We start from the raw sequence: 13,811 nt of genomic DNA, 5'->3' as shown, positions 1-13,811 counted from the left end.
TCGCCGGCGCGCTCAGTCGCCCCGGTAGCCCAGCTCCGCCAGCCGGCCCGGATGGCTGCGCCAGTTCGGCACCACCTTGACGAACAGTTCCAGGTACACCGGGCCGTCAAAGACCTTCTGCATCTGCAGCCGGGCCCCCTGGCCGATGGCCTTGAGCATCTGACCGCCCTTGCCGATCAGGATCCCCTTCTGGCTGCTGCGCTCCACCAGCACCGTGGCGAGCACGGCGGTGCGTTCCTTGCCTTTGACCTTGCCCTCGTCCTCCACGATCCGCTCGATCCGCACCGCTACCGAGTGGGGCACCTCCTCCCGGGTGAGGGTCAGCACCTGTTCACGAATCAGCTCCGCCAGCAGCAACTGCTCCGGCTGGTCACTGACCGTGTCGGCCGGGTAGAGCAGCGGTCCCGGCGGCAGGTCGGCCGCCAGGGCCTGCACCAGGGCCTGGCAGCCGTCACCGTTGAGGGCGCTGCAGGGGTGCAGGGGCCAGGCGACGGGGCGATCGTCTGCCGCGGCGAGCATCTCCCGATAGGTGGCGGCCAGATCCTCCGCATCGGCCCCCACCCGGTCGCTCTTGTTGAGGGCCACGTGCACCGGAACCCGGCAGTGGCGCAGCAGGTCGATGATGAAGCCGTCGCCGCGCCCCGCGGGCTGGCTGGCATCCACCAGCAGCAACACCACATCCACCTCGCCGATCGCTCCTCGGGCGCTCTGCACCAGACGCTCCCCCAGCAGGTGATGTGGTTTGTGGATGCCAGGGGTGTCCAGCAGGATCAGCTGGGCCGCCGGGGTGGTGAGGATGGCGCGCAGCCGATTGCGGGTGGTCTGGGCCACGGGGGAGGTGATCGCCACCTTCTGGCCCACCAGCTGATTGAGCAGGGTGGACTTGCCCACATTGGGCCGTCCGATCAGGGCCACGAAGCCGGAGCGGAAGGGAGCCCCTTCGCTGCTGTCGTCGTTGGGCTGGGCATCGCCGGGGCTGGCGGTCGGGGTGCTCGGGTCCATAGCCTCAACACTGCCAGTTCATGGGCTCCGCCGCCCGCCTTTTGCCATGACCGATGCCGCTCCCCTGAACGAGACCGCGGGAACCGAAACCCCACTGGCGCCAAGCTTTCCCCAGGCGATGGACATCGCCGCCCAGTGGATCGGCCTCTGGGAGGCCGGGGAACTCAGCGACGAGGTGCTGGCTGATCGGGTGGGAGAGCTGGTGGCCAGCCGGGATGGCGCCCGCGGATTCTTCGTGGTGAGCCTCACCGGCGAGGCTCCGTTGCTCGACCGCCTGCCTGAAGCCCTGGTGGCCGCCCTGCGCCAGGCCGGGGAGGGAGTGGTGGATCTCACCGCCCGCAATCTGGCCATGAGCACAGCCATGACCCTGCACCACCAGCGCGCCGGGGACCTTGAGCACCAGGCCGGTTCGGAGCGGGTGCAGCGCCGCAGCACGGAACTGCTGCGGCACCTGGAGCCCATGGCCGTGAAGCAACGGTTGGAAACCCTGCTGGCGGCAGCAAAGGAGCAGGGGGGAGATCAGGAGGAGCTGGTGGAGGACAGGGCCTTCCTAGATCGTTGGGGGTACGACGCCGAACAGCGCCAAACCATCGCCATGGCGATTGATGCGGTGGCTGACTGAGGCTGAATCCGGCCTGGGCTCAGAACTTTACGTAAAGCAGGGTCATGGCCTGCAGGGCGTCAAAGGTAACGCCATCGGGCAGAAAGATGTAGTTGACGTTGAAGCCCAGGGTCACATTCTCAGTGATATTGAGATCGACACCCCCGGTGAGCATGGCGTTGGTCTCACCGGTGGAATACGTGTTGGTGGCGATGCCACCACCAAGATAGGGGGACACCACCGAGCGACGGAAGAGGTCGAGGGTAAGAGGCAATTGGAAAGATGTCTCGCCGTTGTACCTGCCCAGGAGATCTCGGTTGCCGAAGATCAAGCTGGGACGCAGGGAGACGGCGAGGGTCTCGTTCAATTTGTAACCCACCCTGCCTGTGAACACACCGCTGTTAGGTAGATCATTGCCGAAGTTGACGCCTCCACCAATGCCGTAGATGCCCACATTTTCGATGGGCTTGCCTTGGCGCGGCACGATCGCCAGTTCGGTTGGGTTGCGATTGGCGGGCGGTGGCAAATAATCCGCCGGCAGAGTGGCGGCGTCGCTCACGGGTTCCCAACCGGCGGCAGCGGCTTCTGGAGCAATGGGGACCCAGGGGGCGGGGCCAGCCGGAAGCGCCTGGGCCCTGACAGGGTCAGCGCCCAGGGTCAGACAGGCCAGGCCGATCAGGGAAAGGCAGCGGCAGTGGAGCCTTGGCCGCCTCACTGGGGAGACACCATGGAACTACCGGCTCCGGAAGGCGATGGTGCTTCCGCTGCTGGGACCACGCTGGCTGCCGCTGGAACCGGCGGCGGTGCGATGGGAGCACTTGCTACAGGTGAGACCTTTGCAGGAGCAGGGGCGGACTTGACCTCTGCAGGAATCGGCTGCAGGTTCACGACGGTCGGTGTGACCGTTCCGGGGGCCTGGGCCGGTTGGCGGCTCGACCACTCCTTGATGTCCTCAATCACCGCAGGATCGTCGGGTTGGCTCAGGACATCCACTGTGCCGTCCGCTTGTACGGCGAGGGGCACCTGGGTGGGTTTGCTGACCCTGGTGGAGGGCACATAGATCACACGGCCCTGCTGGAGTTTGGCCGTCTTGGAAGGGGTGGGGGCTGGGAGGGTTCGGATGGCCTGGCGCATCGGTTCCCGCAGGCTCTGGGGCAGGGGGGCCATCGGATCTCCGCTGCTGGCCCATCGGGCTCTCTCTGCCCTTGCCACCGGAGGCATGGAGGGTGCACCAAGATCTTGGATCGTGAGCACACCACCGAGTAGTTCGGAGTTGGAGAAATTCCGCTGCAGCAGGGTTTTGGCACTGCCCAAGCCTGTGGTGCCGAGGGACGGACCCTCCATGCGGAAGGACGCCGTGGTGGGGCGAGCCTTGGCGGTGGTCACTGGGCTTGCGGTCTTGAGTGCGACGGCGGGGCGCCTGCCTGGATCGGGCCTGGCACGGGAGGAGTTGGAGGGTCCGCTCAGGTCGAGACTGCGGGAGAGTGGTGCATCCAAGAGTGAGCCGATCTTCTCGGAGGCCGAACTGAGCACATGGCCGGTGGTGACACCAAGATCGTCGAGTGGGGAAGGGGAGCTCGCGTCAGCGTGGGAGCTCGCCTCGGTTCTTTTATCAGCAGGCTCAGGCAGGGAGGCGATCGCCTCATCTGACCCCTTGGGATCGGCGGGCTGGGGGATGGCCATGTCCTTGACATTGGCCTGCCAGCGGTCGTGGGCATCGATGGCCAGCAACGGCAGCCAGATGGACTGGCTCAACAGAGCCCAGGCGATGGCTTTGGGGCTGATGGTGGGTTCGCGGTTCATGGCTGTCGGAAGAAGCGGCTGTCAGTAGAGGCGGGTGGCTATGAAGCGGATGTCAGCGGAAGTTGTTGTTTCGGTTGCCGTTGAAAGTATCTCGGAAGAAATAATAGGAGCTTGCCGCCTGACTGAGGGGGACGATGACCTGATTGATGACGTCGAGAGCCTCGGCGTAGAAGGTGCGGTTCACGATGATCGTGTCCCTGTCCCGCAGGGGGGGATTCAGCCCCTTGGAGACGCCGATCCCGTCCCTGTAGCTGAACACTTCTCGGGTGGTGGTCCCGTTGCGATTGAGGCGAACAAGCTCGATGTCGTTCTTGTTGGCCCGCCAGTTCTCCGTGCCCCCGGCCCTGAAAATGGCTTCGGCCAAGGGGGTGTTGGCGGGCAGGCTGATGGTGCCTGGGCTCCTGACTTCACCGATCACCGAAACGGTGATGGTGGCTGGGGCCAGGTTCGAGGCTCCGATCTGAAGAATTTCCTCGGGGATCAGCTCCTCGGTACGGGCGATAACAATCGTGTCCCCGTCGAAAAGGATCGGGTTCTGGCGCTGGTTGCCCACTTGGAACACTTGGGCCAGATCCAGGACAGTCTGTTTCTGGCTGCCGTCGGGCCCAGCCAGCCGCCGCAGCAGCACCTTGCGGATGTCGGCATTGAGGGTGACTCCACCGGCCGTCTGGATGGCGGAGACGGGGGTGGAAAAGGAGGCCAGCGGATACAGACCCGGGCGGCCCACCTCGCCGATGATGGTGACCTTGACGGGCCTGGGAGAGGTGAGGCTGAGAATGAGCTCAGGCCGCACCAACTGTTTTGAATAGAGTGAGGTCAGCCAACGGGTGGCCTGACCGATGGTCAGGCCCGTGAGCTGGACCGATCCCAGCAGTGACAGGGTGGAGGTGCCATCGGGAAGGATCACGACCGGACCACCGATGGCGGCGGCGGAAGGGTCGGTGAAGATGAGTTGGAGCCCGTCTCCTGGGCCGAGGACGTAAAGATCGTTGTAGACCTCAGTCACCGACAGGGGAAGCGGTGCTGAGGAGGAGGGGCCAGGGGAGGGGACAGCACTGACTGGACCAGATCCCTGCCACGGCGTCCGGGGGGTGGTCCCCTGTGGCTCAGCAGCTCTGAGGCTTGTCGGAAGGGCCATCACGCCGGTGAGACCCAGAAGACACAGGGCGGAAAGCTTGCGATGGTTGCTCCTGCGGCCGAGCCGCTGAGCGCCGTCGGCCCTTACAGCTGCGGCAGGCTTCACGGCAGCGAGGGGCACTTGGCGTACAAATGTTCTTAAAGGAGAAGCCACCGACGGACATTAATCGGAATACCACCATAGACGCCTGAGTCAAGAGGGCATTCTTCTCGTGTTGCCATTATCATCGTGTCAACTTTCTCCGCAGTTCATAACGTGACAACGACGGGTGTTCCTCCTGAGACCTTTCCGGGTGGAACGCCCCGCCCACTGTCTCTGCCCCCATCCACTGGCCAGGGGGCAAGCCCGAACTTCGCTTACGACCAGTCGCTTCAGAGCCCTCTGAGCCCTACGGGCGAAAGTCAGGGAGGTGCGGGGGGCCTTGGCGGCCTGGTTCGGACAGTCAAGCGTCGCCAGTCCGTCTTCCTGATCACGTTCGCTGTTGTGACGGGTGTTCTGGCCATCAACACCCTGCGGCAACGCATCTTTGCCCCCGTTTATCAGGGGGGGTTTCAGATGCAGATCAGCAACCCCTTCGACAATCCCGGCAGTGGTGGCGGCGGCGGATCGGTGGAGAGAATTGCCCGTAGCGAAATCAAGACGGATGTACCCAGCCTGATCGTCTTGATGCGCAGCCCCTTGCTGCTCGGGCCGGTCGCCCAGCGCCAGGGTGTGCCGCTACGAGCCCTTGAGAGCAACCTGTCCATCAGCCAGGAGTCGGCAAGCGTCGATAATGTTCTGAATGTTTCCCTGCGCTGGCCCGATCCCGCCAAAGGCAAGGTGATTCTTCGCCAGCTTGCGAAGGATTACACCGCTTTCTCCCTCACCCAGCGCCAAGCCGCTGTGAATTCCGGTGTTCGGTTCCTGGATGAACAGGCCCCGGCGATCGAGGCCCGGGTTCAGAGGCTCTCTCAAGAGATGCTCAAGTTCCGCGAAAGGAACAATTTCGTCGACCCTGCCGCTGCGGCAGGCCAGATTCTGGGTGCTCGCGAAAGTCTCGTCAATCAGCTGCGCACCCTCCAAAACGAGCAGGTGCAGCTGGACAGCCAACTGAAGTCGATTCAGACAGGAAAGCTTCAGTTCACGCCGAGTGGCGCTCCCACGGCCCTCGAGCAGCTTGGTCGTAACAGCGTTCTCGTTCCGGGCCGGGCCTCCTCCGGTGCGGAGGCTGCCCGGGGCACCGCCACTCCCCTCGATCTGCTGAACCAGTTTGAGCAGGAACTGGCCACCGCAAAAGGTACCTACAAGGAGAACTCTCCGATCGTGCAGTCTCTGCTTGCGAGGCGCAACCAGCTGTTGCCTGTGGTCCAGCGCCAGGCCGCGGATGCCGTCAAGGCCCGGCTGCTCTCCAACGTGGCCCAGCAGGACGAGATCAACCGCCAGGTCCTGCTTCTCAGCGAGAACTTCAGGAACAATCCGCAGAAGATGTCGGAATTTGAAAATATAAACCAGCGTCTTTCTATCGCCAGAGAGCAATACTCCTCTTACATTCAGGCGAGGGAACGGTATCGCCTGGAAATGGCGCGATCGATCTCCCCCTGGGAAGTGATTGGTCCCCCTGACTTCGGCAGCAGTCCCGTAGAGCCCAATATTCAGCGCAATCTGCTTAGGGCCATCATGATCGGTCTCCTGGCGGGACTTGGTGCGGCCATTCTCAGAGAGCGAACTGACAACGTCTTCCACACTCCCATGGAGGTGGAAAAGGAGCTCCAGCTTCCCGTTCTGGGTCTGATCCCCTATTTACCTCTGGAGCCTGGTGTCGACATCGCCACCAGCATCTCAAAGATGTCATCAAGCGAGCGCTTTGCCATCAAGGAGTCCCTGCGTAGCCTGTTCACCACCTTCCGCCTGCTTCGTGCCGACAGCAGCATTCGCATGGTGGGGATCACGTCCTCTACCCAGGGGGAGGGAAAGTCCACTGCGGTGGCTGTCTTCGCCCGGACGCTTGCTGATCTCGGCCTGAAGGTGCTTGTCGTTGATTCCGACATGCGTCTGCCCATGCAGGCCAGATATCTGGGAGTGGAACAGGGTGATGGTCTTTCAACCCTGTTGTCGGAATCGGCTCGAAAGCCAGCGGAATTCATTCACTCCGTTGCTGAAAACATGGATGTGTTGCCGGCCGGTCCGAAGCCACCCGATCCGGCCAAACTGCTGAATTCCAGTCGTTGTAAAGATGTCATGGAAGAGATTCGTGCCCTCCCTGGCTACGACATCATTGTTGTTGATGCACCTCCCTGCCTGATGCTGGCAGATCCGATTCTTCTCGGGGAGAAGCTGGATGGCATTCTCTTCCTTGTGGGACTGGGCAAAGTGAGTCGTGAACTCGCTCCCCAGGCCAGTCGCCGGATCAAAGCCTCTGGAGTCGACGTGCTGGGCATCATCTGCAACCAGGTCAACTTCCCGAGCCGCCTCAACGACTACGGCTACGAATATGGTTACTACTATCACTACGCCTACGCGTCGGCCTCCGGGTATGCCAAGAGTGCAACGGAGCCTTCCTCGGGTGGATTCGGTAGTTATGTTCAGCGCTATCGCGACAGCTACATGAAGGGTGCTGCCTCCAACACCTATGTCACCTCCCGTTACAACGAAGGAGAGTCCGACGTCAAGACCTACTTCCGCGATGAGGATGGCCAGCCTTTAGGACCTACCGATTCCAATGGAGGGAGCACACCGGGCACCACCGCCAGCAGTTCCTTGCCCCCCGCCGACAGGGCTCCTTCCCGCCGTTATCGCGGGGCGAGCCAGCCCAGTGGCGGGCCGATGAGCTGGCTGCGCAAGCGTTTTGGCAACAGAGACTGAGCGATTCGCTCAGTCTCCGAGCGTTTGCTTTGACGTGGGCGCGGCGGACAGGATGCTCTCCAGCATCACCAGGTGGCCGTAAATCGGCATGGCCATCGGGTGGCAACGACGTACCCAGGCCAGCGCCGCCAGCATGTCGATGCCTCGCAGTCGGGCCGTGAGTCCCACGGCCAGCAGGGGGGAGCGTTCATATCCCGCCATGCAATGCAGGTAGAGCGGTGAGTCGTCGATTACCAGCGCCTCTGCCCTGGCCAAAGCAAGGGCCAGCCTGGGTTCCTGCATCGGCTCCTGCTCCCGATGATCGGGCAGGGAGACCCTGGCACTCGACCATCCAGGAGGCAGGATCAGACCGGTTTCCTCCTGTGGGTAGCAACAGCTGAAGCGGCTGCGAAATCCGGCCTGCTCCAGTTGCTGCCAATGCCTGTCACAGCGGGGCATTGGGCCGACCGCTAGCCGATTGGTGAGAACCCAGCTGAAGGGAAGGGATCGCTCCAGAAAGAGTTCGGCAGGCCTCTTCGCCTCCCCCAGGCTCAGCAACAACCTCCGCAGCGCTCCGATCACTAGCGGATCACCTGGGTGTTGACCCCGGCCACGCGCAGGGTGAGCTTCCCCTGCCCCTGCATGAGTTGGGCAGCCCCCGGACAGAGGCGCATGGAGGGCGTCAGGGCGATGGCGGGAAAGAGGGCTTGGACATGGAAAACGGGAGAAAGCGGACTGTTCTGCTTGGCTTAGCCCTGGGATCGCAGCACCGGCTGCACCAGGCCCAGCACCTGCAGCCATAGGCGCTCGGAGGGGGGCTCCCCTTTGGGTCCACGAAGACTGATCAGGGTGCAGGCATAGGTGCGGTTGGGCTGGAGTCCCACCACGCGTTCAATCGCGGCGCGCTTGCCGATAGAAAGGCTGTCGGCTAGTGCGGTGAGTTGTTCACGCGTCACGCCAAAGGCGTTCTCCAGGCCTGGGCGTCCCATTAGACAGGTCTGGAGGACGTGGCGATTTTGAGCCAGGCCTGCTGCCGTGGGAATCGGCGAATTGATCAAGTGGCGCTTCTTGAGTTTGAGGCTGGGTTGATCTCGACCGATGAAACTGGCTTGAAAGTTGAACCGCTGACGCACTGAGCCGTTCATCAGGGTGAGCTCAAACCCCCCCCGAAGTGGGAACACAACCGGAGCGGATGTTGCGAGTTCATAACTCCGCTTTGCCGGCCATGGGGTGCCGGGGAGGTCGCGATCGGATACTGAGAGAAGCTTGGCGCCTTGCAGCCCGGCCTCCAGTTCCTCTCCTGGGATGGGCTGGGGGGCTTGCGGCCAGCGTGGCAGAACGATCGCCTGGGTAGCCAACAGTGCAGCGACGGTGGCGAGCGTGCCATACCACCGCACCAAGAGGGGGGGGGTGATCACAATCCCTCCCCCTGTGGGGGCTGACTGGGCAGGGGTGGCAGCTCCCTCTCCAGAAGCCGCATGTAGACCATGCCGAAGATCAGGACGGCGACACCGGAAAAGACCAGGGATCCGGTGCTCTCGTGAAAGAAATCGAACCACCAGCTCCCTTTGGAGTTCCCATTGCCGGCGAAGATCGCCAGAAGGGCGATGCGAAGGGTGTTGGAGATGAGTCCGATCAACGGGGCGACCAGGAGCAGCAGGATGCGGCTGGTCCAGGAACGGATCGGAAAGGCCAATAAAAAGATCACCCCCACGCAGAGGACCTGGGCCATCATGTCCAGGCCGTTGCAGGGACCGAGCACCCTCACCCCTCCAGCGGGAAGCAGCACGCTGCGGGCATTCACGACCACGTCGAGTCCGAGGATGCTCAGCCATAGTCCGGACAACTGGGCGGTGAGCAGACTGATGGGCGCCTCCGGCAGGATTCGCATCAACAGGGCGAAGCCAGGCAGCAGCAGCAGGCAGAGCAGGGGGTCGCGGAAACGGCCCAGTTTGGCTGGCTTTTCGGCCAGCAGGCCAAGGGCGAGCCCGCCAATCGGTGCGAGGGCGAACAGCAGACCGTCCCAGTGCAGGATCACCGCCGAGCGAATCAGGAGCCACACCAGGAGCAGGCTGCCCATGATCAGTCCCCAGGCGGCCGGCTGAGGTTCGAGGTCTTCGAACTGATCCTCCATGCAGATCACCGCTCCCCCCCAAACCAGAACGGCGAAAACAGTGATGTGCTCGCTCTGGCTGCTCTGGAAGACGGCGATGTTCAGGATCGCCACAGCTGCGCAAAGGGCCAGCCAGAGATTCCGGGGCGTCGGAGGGGGAACGGCCGGTATGGCGGCCCGCCAGGACGGGGGAAACTTCAGATAGAGCGCGTCCCAGAGGCGCTTGACGATGTTGCTCATCGGGCCAACGCGTCAACCAGGGGTAGGGCCGGAAGCCCTTCTTCTGGATCGTATTCCGGCACCAGTTGGCGTAGGAGCTGGCAGGTCGTCGCTTCGTCCCACTCGGCGAGAGCCTCGTGCAGCTTCTGGATCAGGGGAATCAACTGTTCGCTTTCGCGACGCGGTTCGGTGGCCCGGCGAATCAATGGGTGCTGGGTGGGCTGGTCGTCGGCACTGATCAGCAACTCTTCATAGAGTTTTTCCCCAGGCCGTAAGCCCGTGTACTGGATGGCAATGTCACCGTCAACGTTGTGATCGTCTCGCACCCTCAGACCCGACAGTTCGATCATCTGCCGCGCCAGGTCAGCGATCCGGACCGGTTCCCCCATGTCGAGAAGGAAGAGATCGCCGCCAATGGCCATACCAGTGGCTTGGAGCACCAGCTGAACAGCCTCTGGGATGGTCATGAAGTAACGGGTGATGGCCGGATGGGTGACGGTGACGGGTCCTCCTCTTGCGATCTGCTGGTGAAACAAGGGGATCACCGAGCCGGATGAGCCCAACACATTGCCGAACCTGACCATGGACAGAATCGGACCGCCCGATTGGACCTCGGCGGCGGCGGCCTGGATCAGGAGCTCGCAGATGCGCTTGCTGGCCCCCATGACATTGGTGGGACGTACTGCTTTGTCAGTGGAGATCAGGGTGAGTCGGCTGACACCCGAGGCGCGGGCGGCGGCGATCACGGCCTCGGTGGCGCCGATGTTGTTGGCGATGCCTGCGCAGAGGTTGGCCTCAACAAGCGGGACATGCTTGTAAGCGGCGGCATGGAAGATGGTCTCCACGCCGTGTTGCCGGCAGAGCAGCGTGAGGCGGGCTGTATTGCAGGAGTCGCCGAGAACGGCTTGCAGTTCGACGCCGCCGAGGTAGGAGCTCAACTCTCGCTCAATGGCGTAGAGGGCGTATTCATTGCGCTCCAGCAGCAGCAGCCTGGAGGCGCCGAGGGCCACCACCTGCCGGCAGAGTTCGCTTCCAATCGAGCCACCCGCGCCTGTCACCATCACCACCTTTCCCTCCACGCCTGCCTTGAGCAGCACCGGGTCGGGGTTGGAGGGCTCGCGACCCAGGAGATCTTCAATCGCCACCGCCTGCAGGTCAGAAACGATCCGCTGGCCACTGGCCATCTGCGCCAGGGAGGGGATGGAGAGCACTTCCAGCCCGCTGTGAGTGAGCTGGTCGACCAGTAGCCGCTTGCGTCGCCTGGACATGGCCGGCATGGCGAGCAGAACCTTGCTCACGCCATGCCGTTCGATCAATCGGGGTAACCGCAGGGGCGTGTGGATGGCCATGTTCTGAAGCGTGCGGCCCTGGAGTCCCTCATCGTCGTCAAGGAAACCGACGACGCGGAAGCGGGGGTCGTTGCGCAGGGCCAGCAGCAGACCCATCCCGGAGGCCCCGGCCCCATAGATGAGCGTGGCGTCACCCCTGGCGTCGCCAGGGTTGTGGATCTCCCGCTGATCAAGGTGATGGACGAGAACGTCGCGCAGCACGATGCGGCTGGCGATAGCGCCCCCGGTGAACAGAAGCCAGTAGAGAATCCAGAAGGAGCGTGGCGGCTGGGGCCCCCCGATCAGGGTGCTGATCAGCAGCAGGATCAGCACCATGGATCCTGAACGGGGGACGAGTCCGTAAAGGGAATGGCTGCCGGCATAGCGGGTGAGCCCCCGATACCACCCGGAGACCACCAAGACCGGCAGGCCCGTGATGACGGCCAGGGGCAGAAGCAGGATGGTGGAAGGCAGGAATCCCCTCAGGGACGTTGCGTCAGGCAAACGCAAGACAAAGGCCCCGAGATAGGCCGTGATGATCATCAGACCATCGAACACGACCAGCAGCAGCCTGCGGGCGAGCAGCTGCTTCTGGACGTAGCGAAGAAATGAGAGCTGGGGAATCAAACGTTCAAGTGGCTGAATGTCTTTGAATCAATTGAAGACTGCCTGAATAATCGCCTAGAGAATAATGTTGCAGGATCTTCTCGCTTCAATGGAATTGCTGATGAATTGATGAATCTCCATGCCTAGGAAATTGGCATTAGATGCTTCGCGAGGGTCTGCCATTGGGGCGGAGGATGATGGGCCGAATTGGCGCTACCAAGTCATGATGGCGTGGGTATTCCCATCCTGAATTGCTGGAATGGAGGAGTGGACCATGAGTCTTGCGTGGGCTTTTTTATCTACGTTAGTACCATTCTAAGATGAGAAGGGCACTGCCTGGTGTCGATCCAGCCAGAGGCCAACCGCCAGTAGCCCAAGCACCACAGCGAGCTCCAGAACCAGGCCCTGGACAAGAAGGGCCCAGCCCAGCAGGGCGGTGGAGCCGATGTAAAGCAGGGCCACCCGGCCGTGGGGCCAGCCGGCCTGATGCAGGCGCTGGTAGAGGTGCAGACGATGGGCCTGGAAGATCGGTTGTCCGGCCTTCCAGCGGCGCAGAACGCAGAGGCAGGGGTCCCCCAGCAGGGGAAAGCCCACCAACAACAGGCCCAGGGCCATGGCCGGTGTGCCCTGCTGGAGCACCACGCCGGCGATCACCGCCCCGAGGAATGTGCTGCCCACATCCCCCATGAACACCCTGGCAGGGCGCCAGTTCCAGGCCAGAAAGCTCAGCAGGGCACCGAGCAAGGGCAGCAGGCCATTGCCGCCATCGGGGGCCATCGCCAGAACGGCAACGATCAGCAGCACCGAGGCGCAGCCGGCGACGAGCCCATCGAGGCCATCGCTGAAGTTGACGAAATTGATCACTGCCGTAACGGCGAACCAGGCCATGGGCAGCAGCCACCACGCCAGGGTCAGGGGGGTGATCGCCACCAGGGCCAGGGCCGTTGCGATCTGAATGCCGTACCGCCCTGGGGCCGGCAGATCGAGTCGGTCGTCCAGCAGGCCTACCAGGGCCAGCGGCAGGCAGATCAGGGGGATCCACGCTGGCCAGCCATCGCCAGCCAGGGGAGCCAATCCACTGCCCACCAGCACAAAGGCCAGGCCCCCGCCCCGGGGGGTGGGCCGTTGGTGGGAGCTGCGGGCATTGGGCTGGTCCACCAACCCGCGCCGCAGCAGGGGCAGAAGCAGATGCAGCAGCAACGCGCCAAGGCCACCACCCAGCAGCAGAACAGCCGGGACGTGCTGGGTGATCATGGAGCCAGCGGCAGCACCGGAAAAGGTTCGGGGGCCCCCCCCAGGATGCGATGGGCCGGGGTGAACCCGGCCAGGTCGGCGCCCATGCGCAGCACCGCCTCGAAGGTTTTTGGGGAAAGCAACAGCAGTGGCGCGGCGAGGGCCAGGAAGAAGCGTGGCGGCAGGGCCAGCAGCCGGCAGGATCGGGCCGCATCGCCCAGCTCGGTCGCGTTCTGAAGGCGCCGGAGCATGACGGCATAGGCCAGGGTGTCGTCGCCACCCAGGGGCAGGTGGACCGGCTGGGCAGGATCAAATCCGTCCTGGGGCAGGCGGTCGGCCAGATGCAGGGCCACAGCGGCCAGCTGGCGGCAGTGGATGGGCTGCCGCAGGCCACCCTGGCCGGGCAACGGCAGCAGGGGCAGCCGGCGCAGCAGCTGGCGCAGCTTGCTCAGGTTGCGATCCCCAAGGGGGCCGGCCTGGCCGTAAATGAGGGTGGGAGCCAGGATGCGAAGGGGGCGTGCCTGGGCAGCGCAGGTCAGCGTCAGCTGCTCTTCCGCCTGCCGCAGCCGTTGCACCAGATCCCGGTCGAAGCCATTGGCGGCGAACCGTTTGGTGATCACGGAGGAGGAGGAGCAGGCGATCACCCCCTGCACAGCGGCGAAACCGGCCGGGTTGCTGCTGGCGTAACGGGCCAGCCAGGGGGCGAACGACCAGATGGGCGCAAAGCTCACCAGCAACCCCCTGGGCGGTTGCTCCTCACCGCTGGACGTCTCCAGATCGCAGGGCAGGAAAGGCGGTGGATCGCCGCCGCCGGCCGGCGGCAGTGGTGGACGCCGGCCGGCCACCACCAGACGCCGGCCCCTGGCCAGCTCGATCAGGGCCTGGCCACTCGGGGTCGTGGCCCCGAAGAGCGTGATCGGGACAGGGCCGGGGAGGGTCAAAGTGGGA

12 protein-coding genes are annotated in these 13,811 nt (G+C 63.6%); 2 read left to right on the top strand and 10 right to left on the bottom strand.

From position 1 onward, the window contains the following. Positions 1–12: 12 nt before the first annotated feature. Positions 13–1,002 carry a GTPase Era gene (era, locus tag KQ305_RS12685; protein WP_259725765.1) on the bottom strand — a complete coding sequence of 330 codons (990 nt, stop codon included), beginning with the start codon at positions 1,000–1,002 and terminating at the stop codon, positions 13–15. A gap of 46 nt (positions 1,003–1,048) precedes the next feature. Between era and KQ305_RS12680 the strand changes: the two genes are divergently transcribed. Beyond that, positions 1,049–1,624: a hypothetical protein gene (locus tag KQ305_RS12680; RefSeq protein WP_259725764.1), complete on the top strand. Its 576-nt coding sequence runs from the start codon at positions 1,049–1,051 to the stop codon at positions 1,622–1,624. Positions 1,625–1,643: 19 nt separating this feature from the next. Here the strand turns inward: KQ305_RS12680 and KQ305_RS12675 are convergent, their stop codons facing one another. From KQ305_RS12675 to KQ305_RS12665, 3 genes are all read right to left on the bottom strand, one after another. Beyond that, on the bottom strand, positions 1,644–2,162 hold the full coding sequence (locus KQ305_RS12675; protein ID WP_259725763.1) for an outer membrane beta-barrel protein: 519 nt from the start codon (positions 2,160–2,162) through the stop codon (positions 1,644–1,646). Positions 2,163–2,314: 152 nt separating this feature from the next. After that, on the bottom strand, positions 2,315–3,406 hold the full coding sequence (locus KQ305_RS12670) for a hypothetical protein (protein ID WP_259725762.1): 1,092 nt from the start codon (positions 3,404–3,406) through the stop codon (positions 2,315–2,317). A gap of 52 nt (positions 3,407–3,458) precedes the next feature. After that, complete coding sequence (locus KQ305_RS12665; RefSeq protein ID WP_259725761.1) at positions 3,459–4,412, bottom strand: polysaccharide biosynthesis/export family protein; 954 nt, start codon at positions 4,410–4,412, stop codon at positions 3,459–3,461. Between the two features lie 615 nt (positions 4,413–5,027). Between KQ305_RS12665 and KQ305_RS12660 the strand changes: the two genes are divergently transcribed. Then, positions 5,028–7,385 (top strand): polysaccharide biosynthesis tyrosine autokinase, encoded by a 2,358-nt coding sequence (locus KQ305_RS12660; protein WP_259725760.1) that lies wholly within the window; start codon positions 5,028–5,030, stop codon positions 7,383–7,385. A 9-nt stretch (positions 7,386–7,394) separates the two neighbouring features. On the opposite strand, the gene KQ305_RS12655 is transcribed toward KQ305_RS12660, so the two are convergent. The 6 genes from KQ305_RS12655 to KQ305_RS12630 form a co-directional block, all read right to left on the bottom strand. Further along, on the bottom strand, positions 7,395–7,667 hold the full coding sequence (locus KQ305_RS12655; protein ID WP_259725759.1) for a hypothetical protein: 273 nt from the start codon (positions 7,665–7,667) through the stop codon (positions 7,395–7,397). A gap of 446 nt (positions 7,668–8,113) precedes the next feature. Then, positions 8,114–8,782 carry a hypothetical protein gene (locus tag KQ305_RS12650; protein WP_259725758.1) on the bottom strand — a complete coding sequence of 223 codons (669 nt, stop codon included), beginning with the start codon at positions 8,780–8,782 and terminating at the stop codon, positions 8,114–8,116. Beyond that, positions 8,779–9,717 carry an exosortase/archaeosortase family protein gene (locus tag KQ305_RS12645; protein WP_259725757.1) on the bottom strand — a complete coding sequence of 313 codons (939 nt, stop codon included), beginning with the start codon at positions 9,715–9,717 and terminating at the stop codon, positions 8,779–8,781. The genes KQ305_RS12650 and KQ305_RS12645 overlap by 4 nt, the downstream gene beginning before the upstream one ends. Beyond that, positions 9,714–11,651, bottom strand: a complete 1,938-nt coding sequence (locus KQ305_RS12640) for a nucleoside-diphosphate sugar epimerase/dehydratase (RefSeq protein ID WP_259725756.1) — start codon at positions 11,649–11,651, stop codon at positions 9,714–9,716. Before KQ305_RS12640 ends, KQ305_RS12645 begins: the two co-directional genes overlap by 4 nt. Before the next feature lie 294 nt (positions 11,652–11,945). After that, a complete protein-coding gene (locus KQ305_RS12635) occupies positions 11,946–12,884 on the bottom strand; it encodes a glycosyltransferase family 4 protein (protein WP_259725755.1) in 939 nt (312 codons plus the stop codon). Continuing rightward, entirely contained in the window at positions 12,881–13,804 is a 924-nt protein-coding gene (locus KQ305_RS12630) for a hypothetical protein (protein ID WP_259725754.1), read from the bottom strand. The genes KQ305_RS12635 and KQ305_RS12630 overlap by 4 nt, the downstream gene beginning before the upstream one ends. Positions 13,805–13,811: the final 7 nt, after the last annotated feature.

Origin of the sequence: Synechococcus sp. CS-1332 (assembly GCF_025127995.1) — a bacterium.
GTDB lineage: Bacteria > Cyanobacteriota > Cyanobacteriia > PCC-6307 > Cyanobiaceae > Cyanobium.
The sequence above is the reverse complement of the archived record's forward strand: the minus strand, read 5'-3'. Positions and strand labels throughout refer to the sequence as shown.